Genomic DNA, 15,544 nt, shown 5'->3' on the forward strand with positions numbered 1-15,544 from the left:
TGCCGGTCAGGCTGTTGCTGTTTTCTTGCGCCGGTTCGTAATGATTTGCCCGGCCACGACCACCAGTACCGCGAGGACGAACATCGCGGTGCCGATGACGTTGATCTGAACGGGGGTTCCGCGCTGCGCCGAGCCCCAGACGAACATGGGGAAGGTCACGGTGGAGCCCGCGTTGAAGTTGGTGATGATGAAGTCGTCGAACGACAGGGCGAAGGCGAGCAGCGCGCCGGCCGCGATGCCGGGCGCCGCGATCGGCAGCGTGACCCGCAGGAAGGTCTGCACCGGGCCCGCGTAGAGGTCGCGGGCGGCCTCCTCCAGGCGCGGGTCCATGGACATCACGCGCGCCTTGACCGCCGTCACCACGAACGACAGACAGAACATGATGTGGGCGATCAGGACCGTCCAGAAGCCCAGTTCCGCGCCCATGTTGAGGAACAGGGTGAGCAGCGAGGCGGCCATGACGACCTCGGGCATCGCCATCGGCAGGAAGATCAGGGAGTTGATCGCGCCGCGCGCCCGGAAGCGGTAGCGGACCAGCGCGAAGGCGATCATCGTGCCGAGGACGACCGCGCCGACCGTGGCCCACGCGGCGAGCTGGAGCGAGAGCGAGAGCGACTCGCACATGTCGGCGACGCCGCAGGGGTCCTTCCAGGCGTCGACCGAGAACTGCTGCCACGCGTAGTTGAAGCGCCCGTTCGGTTTGTTGAACGAGAAGACCATGACCACGACATTGGGCAGGATCATGTAGGCCAGCGTGAGCAGGCCCGCGATGACGACGAGGTGCTGTCGGATCCAACGCATCAGACCAGGTCCTCCGTTCCCGCACGGCGGATGTAGACGGTGACCATGAGCAGCACGATCGCCATGAGGATGAACGACAGGGCGGCGGCCGTCGGATAGTCCAGGACCCGCAGGAACTGCGACTGGATGACGTTGCCGACCATCTTGGTGTCGGTCGAGCCGAGCAGCTCGGCGTTGACGTAGTCACCGCTCGCCGGGATGAAGGTGAGCAGCGTTCCGGAGACGACGCCCGGCATGGAGAGCGGGAACGTCACCTTGCGGAAGGTGGTCGCCGGCGAGGCGTACAGGTCCTGTGCCGCCTCGTGCAGCCGCCCGTCGATGCGCTCCAGGGAGGTGTAGAGCGGCAGGATCATGAACGGCAGGAAGTTGTACGTGAGACCGCAGACCACGGCCATCGGGGTGGCGAGCACCCGGCTGCCCTCGGTCCAGCCGAGCCAGCTGGTCACGTCGAGGACGTGCAGCGTGTTCAGCGCGTCGACGACCAGGCTGTCGTCCGCGAGGATCGTCTTCCACGCCAGCGTCCGGATGAGGAAGCTGGTGAAGAACGGCGCGATGACGAGCACGAGCAGCAGGTTCCGCCAGCGTCCGGCCTTGAAGGCGATCAGGTACGCCAGCGGGTAGCCGAGGAGCAGGCACAGCAGCGTGGCCGTGCCCGCGTAGAGCAGCGAGCGGACGAACTGCGGCCAGTACTCCTGGAAGGCGTCCCAGTAGGTCTGGAAGTGCCAGGTGACCTCGAAGCCCTTCTCCAGGGAGCCGGTCTGCACGGAGGTCGAGGCCTGGTAGACCATCGGCAGCGCGAAAAAGACCAGCAGCCACACGATGCCGGGCAGCAGCAGCCAGTACGGTACGAGCCGCTTGCGGGTGGAGGGCTTGCGCAGCACCGGCTCCTCGGCCGGTGGCGCCACCTCCTCCTTCACGAGGGTGGCGCTCATGCCCGGTCTCCTTCGTTCGCTTCTCCGCCCGCGGGGCCCAGTGGCTCGGGCATCGTCGTCGGCTGCGGGGCGACGGCCCCGCGTGCGTCGCTCACAGGGAGTCCTCCACCGTCTCCACGCCCGCGTCGATGTCCTGGGCGGCGTCGAGGCCGAAGGTGTGCGCCGGGTTCCAGTGCAGGACGACCTCGGCACCGGGCCGGAGCCGCGCGTCCCTCTCGACGTTCTGCTCGTAGACCTGCAGGCCGGCCCCGGCGGGGCTGTCGACCACGTACTGCGTGGAGACGCCGATGAAGGAGGAGTCGACGATCCGGCCGGTGACCCGGTTGCGGCCGTCCGCGATCTCGCCCGCCTCGTCGGCGTGCGCGAGCGATATCTTCTCCGGCCGTACGCCGACCAGGACCTTGCCGCCCACGCGGACGGCCTTCGTACAGCGCTCGCCCGGCACCCGGAGCTTGCCGCCGCCGGCCGTGACGAGCACGTCGGCACCGGCCTCGACGACCTCGGCCTCGATCAGGTTGGAGGTGCCGAGGAAGTTGGCGACGAAGGTCGTCTGCGGGTTCTCGTACAGGTCGGCGGGGGCGCCCAGCTGCTCGACCCGGCCGCCGTTCATCACCGCGACCTGGTCGGCCATGGTCATGGCCTCCTCCTGGTCGTGGGTGACGTGGACGAAGGTGATGCCCACCTCGGTCTGGATGCGCTTCAGCTCCAGCTGCATCTGGCGGCGCAGCTTGAGGTCGAGGGCGCCGAGCGGCTCGTCGAGCAGCAGCACCTGCGGGTGGTTGATGAGCGCTCGGGCGACGGCGACGCGCTGCTGCTGGCCGCCGGAGAGCTGGTGCGGCTTGTGCCGCGCCTTGTCGCCGAGCTGGACGAGCTCCAGCATGTCGTCGACCTGCTTCTTCACCGACTTGATGCCGCGCCGGCGCAGACCGAAGGCGATGTTCTCGGTGATGTCCATGTGCGGGAAGAGCGCGTAGGACTGGAAGACGGTGTTCACCGGCCGCTTGTACGGCGGGAGGTCGGTGACGTCCCGGTCGCCGAGCAGGACGGTGCCCGTGGTCGGGTCCTCCAGGCCGGCGATCATGCGCAGCGTCGTGGTCTTGCCACAGCCGGACGCGCCGAGCAGGGCGAAGAAGGAGCCCTGCGGGATCGTCAGGTCGAGCGGGTGGACGGCGGTGAAGGAGCCGTAGGTCTTGCTGATGCCGGTGAGTCGGACGTCGCCGCCGGTGTTCTTTTCAGTCATGGGTTGCGGTCCCGGTGTCGGAGAGGGAATGGACGACGGCCTCAGGCGCCGATGAGCTTGGCGAACTTCTCCTCGTACGCCGTCTCCTCCGCGCTGCTGAGCGACCGGAAGGCGTGCGACTTCTTGGCCATCGCCTTGTCGGGGACGATCAGCGTGTTGTTCGCGAGCTCGGGGTCGATCTTGGCGAGCTCGTCCTTCACGCCGTCGACCGGGCACACGTAGTTGATGTACGCGGCGAGCTGCGCGGCGACCGGGAGCTCGAAGTAGTAGTCGATGAGCTTCTCGGCGTTGGTCTTGTGGCGTGCGTTGGCCGGGACGAGCAGGTTGTCGCTGGACGTGATGTAACCGGCGGACGGGATGGCGAACTTGATGTCCGGGTTGTCGGCCTGGAGCTGGATGACGTCGCCGGCCCAGGCGAGGCAGGCCGCCAGGTCGCCCTTGTCGAGGTCGGAGGTGTAGTCGTTGCCGGTGAAGCGGCGGATCTGCTTCTTGTCGACGCCCTTCTGGAGGCGTCCGAGGGCGGCGTCGAAGTCGGCGTCCGTGAAGGCACCGGGGTCCTTGCCCATGTCGAGGAGCGTCATGCCGACCGAGTCGCGCATCTCCGTCAGGAAGCCGACCCGCCCCTTCAGGGCGGGGTCGTCGAGCAGCTGGGTGACGGAGTCGACCTTCTTCCCGCCGGTCGCCTTCTCGTTGTAGGCGATGACGGTCGAGATGCCGGTCCACGGGTAGGAGTAGGCCCGGCCCGGGTCCCAGTCGGGCCGCCGGAACTGCGGCGACAGGTTCGCGTACGCGTTGGGCAGGTGGGCCGGGTCGAGCTTCTGCGCCCAGCCGAGGCGGATGATCCGGGCGGCGAGCCAGTCGGTCACGCAGATCAGGTCGCGGCCGGTGTCCTGGCCGGCCGCGAGCTGCGGCTTGATCTTGCCGAAGAACTCGACGTTGTCGTTGATGTCCTCGGTGTACTTGACCTTGATCCCGGTGCGTTGGGCGAACGCCTCCAGCGTCGGGCGGGACTTCTCGTCCTCGCTGACGTCCATGTACTCGGTCCAGTTGGAGAAGTTCACGCTCTTCTCCTTGGCCGAGAAGTCCGTGGACGCCGGCCCCTGCCCCTCCCGCTTCGCGGGCGGGATGCCGCAGGCGCTCAGGCCGGCGAGCCCGCCGACGGTGAGCGCGCCGACGCCGCCCGCCCGCAGCACCGAGCGGCGGGTGAGCGCGCCCCGGCCGCTCGTGAGGCTGCGCCGCATCGCCGCTATCTGCGCGGCGGACAGGCTGTCGGGCTGGTACTGCTCCATGCGCTGTGCCCTTTCGGGATGGTTCGCCGCTGGTCGGACGGCTGGCTGCTATCGGTCCCCGAAGATCGTGCGGTGCCAGTCCTTGGCCGCCACCGCCGTGTTGTCGTACATCACGTGCTTGACCTGCGTGTACTCCTCGAAGGAGTACGCCGACATGTCCTTTCCGAAGCCGGAGGCCTTGTAGCCCCCGTGCGGCATCTCGCTGATGATCGGGATGTGGTCGTTGACCCAGACGCAACCGGCCTTGATCTCGCGGGTGGCCCTGTTCGCCCGGTAGACGTCACGGCTCCAGGCGGAGGCGGCGAGCCCGTACGGGGTGTCGTTGGCGAGCCGGATGCCCTCGTCGTCACCGTCGAAGGGCAGGGCCACCAGGACCGGTCCGAAGATCTCCGACTGCACGACCTCGCTGTCCTGCGGGGCGCCGGTGATCAGGGTGGGCCGATAGTATGCGCCGTTCTTCAGCTCGCCACCAGGGGCTTCGCCGCCGGTGACGACGGTGGCGTAGGCGCGGGCGCGGTCCACGAAACCGGCGACCCGGTCGCGCTGCGCGTGGCTGATGAGCGGCCCGAGGTCGGTGGACGGGTCGAAGGGGTCCCCGAGCCGGACGGTCTCCATGAGCTCGGCGACCCGTGCCACGAAGGCGTCGAACAGCGGTCGCTGCACGTACGCCCGCGTCGCGGCGGTGCAGTCCTGCCCGCTGTTGATGAGCGAGGCGGCGACGGCTCCGTGGGCGGCGGCCTCCAGGTCGGCGTCGTCGAAGACCACGAACGGCGCCTTGCCGCCCAGCTCCAGGTGGAGCCGCTTGACGGTGGCGGTCGCGATCTCCGCGACCCGCTTGCCGACCGGAGTGGACCCGGTGAACGAGGTCATGACCACGTCGGGGTGTCCGACCAGGTGCTCGCCGGCCACCCGGCCGGCCCCGGTGACCACGTTGATCACACCGTCCGGGATTCCGGCGTCGGCCGCGGCCTGCGCGAACATCAGCGAGGTCAGCGGTGTCAGCTCGGCCGGCTTCAGCACGACGGTGTTGCCCGCGGCGACCGCCGGGAGGATTTTCCAGGCCGCCATCTGCAGCGGGTAGTTCCACGGCGCGATGGAGCCGACGACACCGATCGCCTCTCGCCGGACGTACGAGGTGTGGTCGCCGCTGTACTCCCCCGCCGACTGCCCCTGCAGGTGCCGGGCGGCCCCCGCGAAGAAGGCCGTGTTGTCCACCGTGCCCGGGACGTCGAACTCGGTCGTCAGCTTGATGGGCTTGCCGCACTGGAGGGACTCGACCCTGGCGAAGTCCTCGGCCCGCTCGGCCAGCACGCCGGCGAGCCGGTGCAGGGCGTCGGACCGCTCGCCGGGGGTGGCGCCCGCCCAGCCGGGGAACGCCTCCGCGGCGGCGGCGACGGCGGCGTCCACGTCGCCGGTCGACGCCAGGGTGTAGGTGTGCACGCTCTCCCCGGTCGCCGGGTCGATGACGCTGTGCCGGTCCTCCGAGGTTCCGGGGCGGAGCCGCCCCCCGATGTACTGCGCGCCGTCCGCGAAGCGGTCCGACACCTGGAAGCGGTTGCCCATCACGCTCTCCGTTGTTCCAGCTCGAGTTGAGTGCCGATCCTGACAGAGGGCACCAGGTCCAACAAGTGATTCCGTTGTTGCCTTTTGGTTACGCGACGGAATCGGTCGACCAAGTGTCGAGGACGGCGGGAAATTGCCGTACGGACTGTCCGTGGCAACTGAAACAGTGGCATGCATGAACGATCTGGAACGGCTGAAGGAGCAGGTCAGGCGTGGCGAGCGGATCAAATGGCTGCACTTCTGGGGCCACCGTCCGCACCCCGACGGGCGCCTTTCGGCGAGTTGTCTGAGCCAGTGGTGGCCGTCACCCTTCGAGGTGGACGGCGTACGGTACGCGACGGCCGAGCACTGGATGATGGCCGAGAAGGCGCGCCTCTTCGGTGACGCGGAGGCGGAGGCGGCGGCCCTGTCCGCGGGGTCCCCCGCGCAGGCGAAGGCGGCGGGTCGTCTGGTCCGCGGATTCGACGAGCGCGTCTGGACGGAGCGGCGCTACGACGTCGTCGTGGCCGGCAGCGTGCACAAGTTCGCCTCGGACGACGCCCTCCGCTCGTACCTCCTCGGCACGGGCTCCCGCGTCCTGGTGGAGGCGAGCCCCGTCGACAGGATCTGGGGCATCGGCCTGGCGGCGGACGCGCCGGGAGTGAGCGACCCCGACCGCTGGCGGGGCCTGAACCTGCTGGGATTCGCGCTGATGGAGGCGCGGAAGAGGCTGCGGTGAGCCCCAAGCACGACGCCCGGGCGGCAGGGATGCCGCCCGGGCGTCGTCCTTCTCGTGGTCAGCGCGGCGCGGAGGCCACGGTCAGGCGGGTCGACCAGGGGTCGTCGCCGGAGTCGCTCTTGTCCCACTCGTCGGCGTGGGTGGCGATGAAGATGATCAGGGCGATGCCTGCGACGCCGAGCGCGAGACCGATGGCACCGAGCGTGATGCCCGCGACGGCCTGGCCGCGGTTGGTGGCCTCGCCGCGGTCGGACTTCTTCTTCGCCGCTATGCCGAGGCCCAGCGCCACGCCGCCCAGGATCAGGCCGAGGACGCCGTAGCTGCAGAAGGCGAGGACCACGGCCAGGATGCCGAGGACCATCGCCGCCGTTCCCATGCCGTTCGACGGAGCCGGCGTCCAGCCCGGCTGGCCGTAGCCGCCGGGGTACCCCGCCCCGTAGCCCGGGTACGAGGCTGCCGGCGCCGCCGGATACCCGTACCCCGGCTGCTGCGGCGCGGCGGGCCCGGTCGGCAGGCCGAAGCCGGCCCCCGTCGCTCCCGGTGCCGCCGGCGGCGGCGGGAGCTCGGCGCCCGGCATCGACGCCACGGTCGGCTGGTTGTGCACCTGCGGCGGCACGGCGGCGCCGGGTGCGGGCTTGCTCAGTTCGACGCCGTCCTGGTTCGGCGGCGCCCACGGGTCCACCGGCTGGTCGTTGTTCTCGGACATGGGCCTCCCCCATCGTGGTCCCGCCATGCTACGACCTGCCCCTTCCGGGGGAAGGTCCCGGCCTACGATGACGTGATGACCGACCTGCATTCCTTCATCGCCGGACTCCCCAAGGCCGAGCTGCACGTCCACCACGTGGGCTCCGCGTCGCCCCGGATCGTCTCCGAACTGGCCGCCCGTCACCCGGACTCCAAGGTCCCGACGGACCCGGAAGCCCTCGTCGACTACTTCACGTTCACCGACTTCGCCCACTTCATCGAGGTCTACCTCTCCGTCGTGGACCTGGTCCGCACCCCGGAGGACGTGCGGCTGCTGACCTTCGAGGTCGCCCGGGACATGGCCCGGCAGAACATCCGCTACGCGGAGCTGACCATCACCCCGTACAGCTCCACCCGTCGCGGCATCGACGAGCGCGCGTTCATGGCGGCGATCGAGGACGCCCGCAAGGCGGCCGAGACGGAGCTCGGCGTGATCCTCCGCTGGTGCTTCGACATCCCCGGCGAGGCGGGCCTGGAGGCGGCGGAGGAGACCGCGCGCCTGGCGGTCGACCTGCGCCCGGAGGGTCTGGTGTCGTTCGGCCTCGGCGGCCCGGAGATCGGTGTGCCGCGCCCGCAGTTCGAGCCGTACTTCGACCGGGCCCGCGCGGCCGGCCTGCGCTCGGTCCCGCACGCGGGCGAGACCACGGGCCCGCAGACGATCTGGGACGCCCTGAATGACCTGGGCGCGGAGCGCATCGGCCACGGCACCAGCTCCGTCCAGGACCCGGAGCTCCTCAAGCACCTGGCGGAGCACCGGATCGCCCTGGAGGTCTGCCCGACCTCGAACATCGCCACCCGCGCGGTGGAGCGCATGGAGGACCACCCCCTCAAGCAGATGGTGGAGGCCGGCGTGCTGGTGACGATCAACAGCGACGACCCGCCGATGTTCGGCACGGACCTGAACAACGAGTACGCGGTCGCCGCCCGCCTCCTGGACCTGGACGAGCGCGGTCTGGCGGCCCTCGCGAAGAACGCGGTGGAGGCCTCCTTCCTCGACGAGACCGGCAAGGCGCGGCTCACGGAGGAGATCGACACGTACACGGAGCAGTGGCTGGCGCGCTGAACCCCAGCAGAATGAGGGCATGGCCCCTCTCACTGTCGTAGCCCACCGCGGTGACCCCTACCGCGTCCGCGAGAACACCCTCCCCTCGGTCCTGTCGGCGATCGCGCGGGGCGCGGACGCGGTGGAGGTCGACGTCCGGCTGACGAAGGACGGCGTTCCGGTGCTGCTGCACGACGACACCCTGAAACGCCTGTGGGGCCACGACCGGCCGCTCACCTCCCTCACCGTGTCCCAGCTGGCGGAGCTGACCGAGGGCGGGGTGCCGACCCTCCGCGAGGCCCTGATCGCCGCCGGTCCGAGGCGCCTGATGCTGGACCTGCCGGGCGGGAACGAGGACTCGGTGCGCACGATCGTGGGCACGGTCCGCGAGTGCGGCGCGGGCGAGCGCGTCTACTACTGCGCGGGCGGCACGGCCATGCTGCAGGTGCGGGCGGCGGACCCGTCCGCGGAGATCGCGCTGACCTGGAACACCCTGGCCCCGCCCCGCCCCGTCCTGCTCGACGCGGTCCGGCCGCGATGGCTCAACTACCGCTTCGGACTGGCGAGTCGGGAGCTGGTGGAGCGGGTGCACCGGGCCGGCCTGATGGTCTCGGTCTGGACGCCGGACACGAAACGCAACATGCGTAAGCTGATCAGGAACGGCGTCGACTCGATCACGACCAACCGTGTCGACGCGCTGACCGCCGTACTGCGAAAGGTCCGTGAATGACCGACAGGATCCGCACCGACATCGCGCACAACGCCCGCGTGTGGAACTACTGGCTGGGCGGCAAGGACAACTACCCGGTGGACCGGGCGGTCGGCGACCAGGTGACGTCGTTCCACCCGAGCATCGGGGCGGTGGCCCGCGCGGACCGGGCCTTCCTGGGCCGGGCCGTGACCCATCTGACGGCCGAGGCGGGCGTGCGCCAGTTCCTGGACATCGGCACGGGGCTGCCCACGGCCGACAACACCCACGAGGTGGCGCAACGGATCGCGCCGGACGCGCGCATCGTCTACGTCGACAACGACCCGATCGTCCTGACGCACGCCCGGGCGCTGCTCACGAGCTCGCCGGAGGGCGCCACGGAGTACGTGGACGCGGACGCCCACGACCCGGAGAAGATCCTGGCGGCGGCGGCCCGGACGCTCGACCTCTCGCGCCCGGTGGCGGTCCTGATGCTGGGCATCCTCAATTTCGTCCTGGACACCGGTGAGGCCCGGGCCATCGTCCGGACCCTGATGGACGCCGTCCCGTCGGGCAGCCATCTGGTCCTGACCCACCCGACGTACGACGCCGACCTCGGCGGGGAGGCGAACGTGGCGGCGATGGAGTTCTGGAACGCCCACGCGACCCCGCCGATCACGGCGCGCAGCCGGGAGGAGTTCGCGGGCTTCCTGGAGGGCCTCGACGTCCTGGACCCGGGCATCGTCTCGTGCGCGCGCTGGCGCGCCCCGGAGGCCGCCGAGGTGGCGCAGTTCGGCGCGGTGGGCCGCAAGCCGTAATGCGGAGCGGGGGGAGAGCGCGGATCCGGGAGGTCCGCGGCTGGGCCGCGGCCAATCCGTGGGCCGTCGACATCGGGCTCGCCCTGCTCGTGCAGGCGGCGATGACCATGCCGTTCGTGGTGCCGCGCCCGCCCGACATCGAGCCGGCGACCTGGCCGGCGTACGGGCTCACCACGCTCACGGTGGTGCCGCTGGTGTGGCGCCGGCGGGCGCCGATGGCGGTGCTCCTCGCGATCCTCGCGACGAGTGCGCTGTACCGGCTCGCCCTGGAGGGGCCGGGGCAGCCGCTGCCGTACACGGGCCTGGTGATCGTCTACACGATCGCCGTGCTCTCGCCGCCCCGGAAGCGGCTGGCGACGGGTCTGCTGATGCTGGTCGCGGTGCCCTTCTCGGTCTGGCTCAACACCCAGTCGGCGCGCGAACTGACCTTCTCCCTCTTCGTGTTCGGGGCCGCGTACGCCTTCGGGCGGCTCACGGACGCCCGGCAGAGGGCGCACCGGATCGAGGCGGAGCGGGCCGCGTCCCGTGAACGGGCCCGGATCGCCCGGGAGATGCACGACATCCTGTCGCACGCGGTGAGCCTGATGATCGTGCAGGCGGAGGCCGGACCGCTGGCGGTGCGGGCGGCGCCCGAGCGGGCGGAGGCCGCGTTCGAGGCGATCTCCGAGACGGGCCGGGACGCCATGGTGCAACTGCGGCGCATGCTGGGCCTGTTGCGCGACGAGGGCGACGGCGACGCGCCCCGCGACCCGCAGCCGGGCGTCGGCGAACTGCCCGGTCTCGTCGAGCGGGTACGGGGCGGCGGGCTCGACGTGCGGTACGCGACGCGGGGCACGGTACGGCCGCTGCCCGCCGCGACTGGGGCGACCGTCTTCCGGATCGTGCAGGAGGCGCTGACCAACGTGGTCAAGCACGCGCAGGCCGGCTCGGTGACGGTGCGCCTCGGCTACGGCACGGGCGAGGTGGAGGTACGCGTGACGGACGACGGGCGCGGGCCGCGGCCCGGCGGATCCGGCGGCCACGGCCTGGTGGGCGTGCGGGAGCGGGCGGCCGCCCACGGCGGTGCGGCCTCGGCCGGGCCCGGCCCGGACGGGCGGGGTTTCGAAGTGCGGGCGGTGCTGCCGCTGGACGGACGGGACGTGCGGGAGGTGCGGGGATGACGCTCCGCGTGGTGGTGGCGGACGACCAGGAGCTGGTGCGCAGCGGCTTCGCGCTGATCCTCGACGTGCAGGAGGACATCGAGGTGGTGGCGGAGGTCGGGGACGGCGCGGAGGCCGTGGCGGCGGTCCGGCGGCACCGGCCCGACGTCGCGCTCCTGGACATCCGGATGCCCCGGATGGACGGCATCGAGGCCTGCCGGATCATCTCCGCGGAGTCCGCCTGCCGGACGGTGATGCTGACGACCTTCGACTCGGACGAGTACGTGTACGAGGCGCTGCACGCGGGCGCCAGCGGCTTCCTCCTGAAGGACGTGCGCCGGGACGACCTGGTGCACGCGGTGCGGGTGGTGGCGGAGGGCGAGGCGCTGCTCGCCCCGTCGGTGGCGCGGCGGCTCGTGGAGCAGTACACCTCGGGCGGCCCTCGGCGGACGGATCCGCGTCTGGACGTACTGACGGCGCGGGAGCGGGAGACGATGCTGCTGCTCGCGCGGGGGCTGTCGAACGCGGAGATCGCGGCCGAGCTGGTGGTGAGCGACCACACCGTGAAGACGCACGTGGGGAACGTGCTCGCCAAGCTGGGGCTGCGCGACCGGATCCAGGCGGTGATCTGCGCGTACGAGACGGGCCTGGTCGCGGCGGGCGGTCCCCCGGGCGGGGGAGGGAGGGGCGCGGGCGCCTCCCCCGGGCGGGCGAGGAACTAGGCCGGCGAAGACCGCCGGTGCGGGCGATCCGCTCATCGCCGCTGGTCAGCAGGATGGAGCCATCGAGAACGACGGCTCACACCCACGGAGTTGACCATGAGGAACACCACCCGCACGCTGCTCGCCGCCGCCCTGGTGCTGGGGGTCGCCGGGGGCCCGGCGGTCCTGCCGGCCGGTGCCGCGCCGGCCGCGCCGACGGTCGCGCCCGTGTCCGCCTCCTCGTTCGCCGGCCTGGAGGCGGCGATCGCCGGACTGCCGTCGAAGGACGCGACGGCGGCCCTGGTGCGGGTCGGTGGCTCGGAGGGCTCCTGGCAGGGCAGCGCCGGTGTCCACGACCTGAGGACCGGGCGTCCGGCGGACCCGGGCGCCCGCTTCCGGGCCGGTTCGGTGACCAAGGTGTTCACCGCGGCGGTCGTCCTGCGGCTGGCGGGCGAGGGGCGGATCGACCTGGACCGGCCGGCCCGCTCGTACCTGCCGGAGCTGATCCCGGCGGCGTACGCCGGGGTCACGGTGCGGCAGCTGCTCAACCACACCCACGGCATCCCGGCGGCGAACCTGCCGGGCGAGACGGTCGAGGAGTGGTACGAGCGCCGCTTCGTGGAGTACGACCCGCGCGATCTGGTCCGCGCGGCGACCGCGCAGCCGCGCGAGTTCGCCCCCGGCGAGAAGCAGCACTACCTGAACATCGGCTACACGATCGCCGGGCTGATCGTCGAGCGCGTCACGGGCGACTCGTACGAGCACCAGCTGGCGGCGCGGGTGCTGCGGCCGCTCGGTCTGCGCGACACGTACGCGCCCGGCACGAACCCCCGGATCGAGGGCCGGCACAACCACGGCTACCAGCTGATGAAGCTGGACGACGGGACGACCGGCCTGCGCGACGTCAGTGTGTGGGGCACGACGGACGGCTGGGCGGCCGGCGACCTGATCTCGACCACCGCGGACCTGGAGCGGTTCACGAAGGCCCTGTTCGCCGGCCGGGTGGTGCGCGGACCGCTGCTGGAGGAGATGTTCACGCTGCCGAAGGTCGAGGACGTCACGACCGGCGATCCGGCCGCGTACGCGGTGGGTCTGTCGATGAAGAAGCTGGGCGGGCGCGAGGTGTGGGGCAAGACGGGCGGCCGCTGGGGCTACAACGCGGCCATCGCCTCGACCCGCCACGGCGAGCGGACCCTCGTCTACAGCGTCAACGCCACCGACGCCAAGGGCCAGGGCATGAACAGGGTCGCCATGAACGTCATGCTGGCGACGTACGGCTTGCCGTCGGCGTGAGCGGCGGCGCGGTCGGCAGGGCTTCGAGGCGCTTGATCAGCCGGCGGACGGCGAGCAGCGGCAGGATGCCGACGACCCCGAAGGACATGTCGATCACCGACCACCAGAAGGGGATGCCGCGGACGGGTCCGCAGATCAGGGCGAGCGGGATGATGCCGACGCAGGCGATCATGCCGAACTCGATCACCCAGATGTTGCGGACCGGGTCGCGGTAGGGCCCGTAGAAGGCGACGGCGATGACGAGGTGGGCGAAGGCCAGCCAGTCGGTGCCGTAGAGCAGGTACGGAGCCTGCGCGTCGGCCCCTTCGATCCCGGTCCGCACCCGGGTGATCCACTCGGCGAGGCCGGGGAAGGTGTCGGCGAGGGGCGCGGCCCAGGAGTCCAGTGCGCCGTCGACCAGGCGCAGTTCGGTGACCAGGGGGAACGCGGTGGCTCCGCTGAGCACCAGGCAGACGATGAAGACGACCAGCCAGACGCGGATGCGCTTGAGGAGGGCTCTCGGCCCGTTCGTGTCGCTCATGAGGGCAGCGTACGCCCCTCATGAACGCGTTCAAAAATGGGGGGCGATCTTTCGGGCCTCCCGGCCCCGCCGACCCGGTTCCCGGGGACGGCGGGGCCGGGTCGCTCACCTGGGCCGCACGGTGTCGTCGGTCTTCAGGCCCTCGATCTCGTCCAGGATGTCGTCGAGTTCGTCCGGGCAGTAGATCTCCATGATCTTGGCTCCCGCGCGCAGGACGCGGCCGTCGGCGATGACCGGCCGCTGCCCCACGAAGGCCGCGCCGTTGGAGAGGTTGATCCTCCACAGGGCCGTCTTCAGGGCCGAGGCGGGATCCTCGCAGACGGCGCCGCCGTCCGTGCCCAGGACCTGCTCGATGACGTCGGTGTCGGGGCGGGGGTAGCCGGCCGCCACGGCGGCGTCGGCGAGCTGGTTCGCCTTCGCCACGGACTGGTTGGAGGTCGTGACGGTCGCGTACTTGACGATGCCTGCGACGGCCAGCGCGACCAGCAGCACGATCGCGCCGATGTAGATCCACTTGTGCTGGGCGGCGAACTCGGTGGGGCTCATGACAGCTCTCCGTCCTGCGCCGCCGACGCGGTGCGCCAGCTCGGCTTGCGGAACTTGAGGAAGGCCCACGGGATCAGGAAGCCCAGGATGACCAGGCCACCGCCGACGATGGCGATGTACACCCAGACGCTGCCGCTGCCGAACTGCGAGCTCGGGACGAAGCCGATGACGAGCGCGGCGAGGGAGGCGAGCAGGCCGACGACGCACAGGACGCCGAGGGCGGGCGCCCGGTAGCCGCGGGGGTGGTCGGGCTGGGTCTTCCGCAGCCGCATCGCCGCGGCGAACATCAGCAGGTAGACGATCAGGTACACCTGCGTGGTGATGACCGAGAAGATCCAGTAGACGCTGGAGACGTTCGGGATCAGCGCGTATCCCAGGGCGATGACGGTGGTGACGACGCCCTGGGTGACCAGGATGTTCTGCTGGATGCCGTACTTGTTGAGCTTCTGCAGGAACGGGGGCAGGTAGCCCTCCTGGCGGGAGATCTCCAACAGGCCCTTGGACGGTCCGGCCAGCCAGGTCAGCATGCCCGCGAGGGACGCGGAGATCAGCATCACGGCGGCGATGGGCGTCATCCAGCCGATGTCGAAGTAGGCGAAGAAGGCGTCGAAGGCCTGCATCACTCCGGCGGTCAGGCTGAGCTGGTCGGCGGGGACGACCCAGCTGATCGCGAGCGCCGGGAGGATGAAGATCAGCAGCACCAGCCCCGTGGCCAGGAACATCGACTTCGGGTACTCCTTGCCCGGGTTCTTCAGGGAGGAGACGTGGACGGCGTTCATCTCCATGCCGGAGTACGACAGGAAGTTGTTGACGATCAGGACCAGGCTCGCCAGACCCGTCCACTGGGGAAGCAGGTGGGAGGCCGTCATCGGAGCGGCCGAGGGGTTGCCCTGCCCGAGGAAGACCATGCCGAGGACCACCAGCAGCGTGCCGGGGATCAGGGTGCCGATGATCAGACCCCAACTGGCGAGCCCGGCCAGCGCCTTCGTGCCGCGCGAGGAGACCCACACGCCGGTCCAGTAGAGGACCACGATGACGATCGCCGTGTAGGGGCCGCTGGAGGCGAGGGCCGGATCGATGATGTACGCGATGGTGGAGGCGACGAACCCGAGGAGGCTCGGGTAGTAGAAGATCGTCATGGCGAACTGGCACCACACCGCGAGGAATCCGAGCGGCTTGGACAGCCCCTCGCTCACCCATCGGTAGACGCCGCCCGACCATCCCGACGCCAGCTCGGCCGAGACCAGCGCGGTGGGCAGCAGGAACACCACCGCCGGCACCAGATAGAGGAACACGCACGCCAGGCCGTACACGGCCATCGTCGGCGCGGCCCGCAGACTCGCCACGGACGCGGTGGTCATCAGTGCCAGCGTGACCCAGGTCATCACCGGCGTGGCCGGTCTCGTCGCGGCTCGCGCCGGCTGCCTCGGCACGTCGGCCGGGACGTCCATCGATGCCATGGGCCCTCCCTGGGAACTGAGGTGAGACGTCACCGCCAGACTTGCCCCGC

The 15,544-nt window shown here is 70.8% G+C and carries 16 protein-coding genes; 7 read left to right on the forward strand and 9 right to left on the reverse strand.

From position 1 onward, the window contains the following. Positions 1 to 6: 6 nt before the first annotated feature. From AB0M16_RS30990 to AB0M16_RS31010, 5 genes are all read right to left on the reverse strand, one after another. The gene (locus AB0M16_RS30990; protein ID WP_365348832.1) at positions 7 to 801 is read right to left on the reverse strand and encodes an ABC transporter permease; all 795 of its coding nucleotides are present in this window, start codon (positions 799 to 801) and stop codon (positions 7 to 9) included. Then, positions 801 to 1,733: an ABC transporter permease gene (locus AB0M16_RS30995; protein ID WP_365348834.1), complete on the reverse strand. Its 933-nt coding sequence runs from the start codon at positions 1,731 to 1,733 to the stop codon at positions 801 to 803. Before AB0M16_RS30995 ends, AB0M16_RS30990 begins: the two co-directional genes overlap by 1 nt. 91 nt (positions 1,734 to 1,824) lie before the next feature. Then, the gene (locus tag AB0M16_RS31000; RefSeq protein ID WP_365348836.1) at positions 1,825 to 2,973 is read right to left on the reverse strand and encodes an ABC transporter ATP-binding protein; all 1,149 of its coding nucleotides are present in this window, start codon (positions 2,971 to 2,973) and stop codon (positions 1,825 to 1,827) included. A gap of 41 nt (positions 2,974 to 3,014) precedes the next feature. Continuing rightward, entirely contained in the window at positions 3,015 to 4,262 is a 1,248-nt protein-coding gene (locus AB0M16_RS31005) for a spermidine/putrescine ABC transporter substrate-binding protein (RefSeq protein WP_365348838.1), read from the reverse strand. 48 nt (positions 4,263 to 4,310) lie between these two features. Beyond that, positions 4,311 to 5,825: a gamma-aminobutyraldehyde dehydrogenase gene (locus tag AB0M16_RS31010; RefSeq protein WP_365348840.1), complete on the reverse strand. Its 1,515-nt coding sequence runs from the start codon at positions 5,823 to 5,825 to the stop codon at positions 4,311 to 4,313. A 175-nt stretch (positions 5,826 to 6,000) separates the two neighbouring features. Here AB0M16_RS31010 and AB0M16_RS31015 point away from each other — a divergent pair, with 175 nt between their 5' ends. Continuing rightward, positions 6,001 to 6,543 carry an NADAR family protein gene (locus AB0M16_RS31015; protein ID WP_365348842.1) on the forward strand — a complete coding sequence of 181 codons (543 nt, stop codon included), beginning with the start codon at positions 6,001 to 6,003 and terminating at the stop codon, positions 6,541 to 6,543. A gap of 58 nt (positions 6,544 to 6,601) precedes the next feature. Here AB0M16_RS31015 and AB0M16_RS31020 read toward each other — a convergent pair whose 3' ends face one another. Next, a complete protein-coding gene (locus AB0M16_RS31020) occupies positions 6,602 to 7,249 on the reverse strand; it encodes a DUF4190 domain-containing protein (protein ID WP_365348844.1) in 648 nt (215 codons plus the stop codon). A gap of 75 nt (positions 7,250 to 7,324) precedes the next feature. Between AB0M16_RS31020 and AB0M16_RS31025 the strand changes: the two genes are divergently transcribed. The 6 genes from AB0M16_RS31025 to AB0M16_RS31050 all read left to right on the forward strand — a co-directional run bounded on the left by AB0M16_RS31025 (position 7,325) and on the right by AB0M16_RS31050 (position 12,968). Then, positions 7,325 to 8,350 (forward strand): adenosine deaminase, encoded by a 1,026-nt coding sequence (locus tag AB0M16_RS31025; protein ID WP_365348846.1) that lies wholly within the window; start codon positions 7,325 to 7,327, stop codon positions 8,348 to 8,350. A gap of 19 nt (positions 8,351 to 8,369) precedes the next feature. Next, on the forward strand, positions 8,370 to 9,059 hold the full coding sequence (locus AB0M16_RS31030; protein WP_365348848.1) for a glycerophosphodiester phosphodiesterase: 690 nt from the start codon (positions 8,370 to 8,372) through the stop codon (positions 9,057 to 9,059). Next, positions 9,056 to 9,835: an SAM-dependent methyltransferase gene (locus tag AB0M16_RS31035; protein ID WP_365348850.1), complete on the forward strand. Its 780-nt coding sequence runs from the start codon at positions 9,056 to 9,058 to the stop codon at positions 9,833 to 9,835. Before AB0M16_RS31030 ends, AB0M16_RS31035 begins: the two co-directional genes overlap by 4 nt. Continuing rightward, on the forward strand, positions 9,835 to 10,995 hold the full coding sequence (locus AB0M16_RS31040) for a histidine kinase (RefSeq protein ID WP_365348852.1): 1,161 nt from the start codon (positions 9,835 to 9,837) through the stop codon (positions 10,993 to 10,995). Before AB0M16_RS31035 ends, AB0M16_RS31040 begins: the two co-directional genes overlap by 1 nt. Continuing rightward, positions 10,992 to 11,696, forward strand: a complete 705-nt coding sequence (locus AB0M16_RS31045; protein ID WP_365348854.1) for a response regulator transcription factor — start codon at positions 10,992 to 10,994, stop codon at positions 11,694 to 11,696. Before AB0M16_RS31040 ends, AB0M16_RS31045 begins: the two co-directional genes overlap by 4 nt. 96 nt (positions 11,697 to 11,792) lie before the next feature. Beyond that, entirely contained in the window at positions 11,793 to 12,968 is a 1,176-nt protein-coding gene (locus tag AB0M16_RS31050; protein ID WP_365348856.1) for a serine hydrolase domain-containing protein, read from the forward strand. Here AB0M16_RS31050 and AB0M16_RS31055 read toward each other — a convergent pair. The 3 genes from AB0M16_RS31055 to AB0M16_RS31065 form a co-directional block, all read right to left on the reverse strand. After that, complete coding sequence (locus AB0M16_RS31055) at positions 12,934 to 13,488, reverse strand: hypothetical protein (protein ID WP_365348858.1); 555 nt, start codon at positions 13,486 to 13,488, stop codon at positions 12,934 to 12,936. The two genes, AB0M16_RS31050 and AB0M16_RS31055, sit on opposite strands and share 35 nt — an antisense overlap. Before the next feature lie 105 nt (positions 13,489 to 13,593). Further along, positions 13,594 to 14,034, reverse strand: a complete 441-nt coding sequence (locus AB0M16_RS31060; protein WP_365348860.1) for a hypothetical protein — start codon at positions 14,032 to 14,034, stop codon at positions 13,594 to 13,596. Further along, the gene (locus AB0M16_RS31065) at positions 14,031 to 15,494 is read right to left on the reverse strand and encodes an APC family permease (RefSeq protein WP_365348862.1); all 1,464 of its coding nucleotides are present in this window, start codon (positions 15,492 to 15,494) and stop codon (positions 14,031 to 14,033) included. The genes AB0M16_RS31060 and AB0M16_RS31065 overlap by 4 nt, the downstream gene beginning before the upstream one ends. Positions 15,495 to 15,544 lie beyond the last annotated feature (50 nt).

Origin of the sequence: Streptomyces sp. NPDC051921, assembly GCF_040680975.1 — a bacterium.
Taxonomy (GTDB): domain Bacteria; phylum Actinomycetota; class Actinomycetes; order Streptomycetales; family Streptomycetaceae; genus Streptomyces.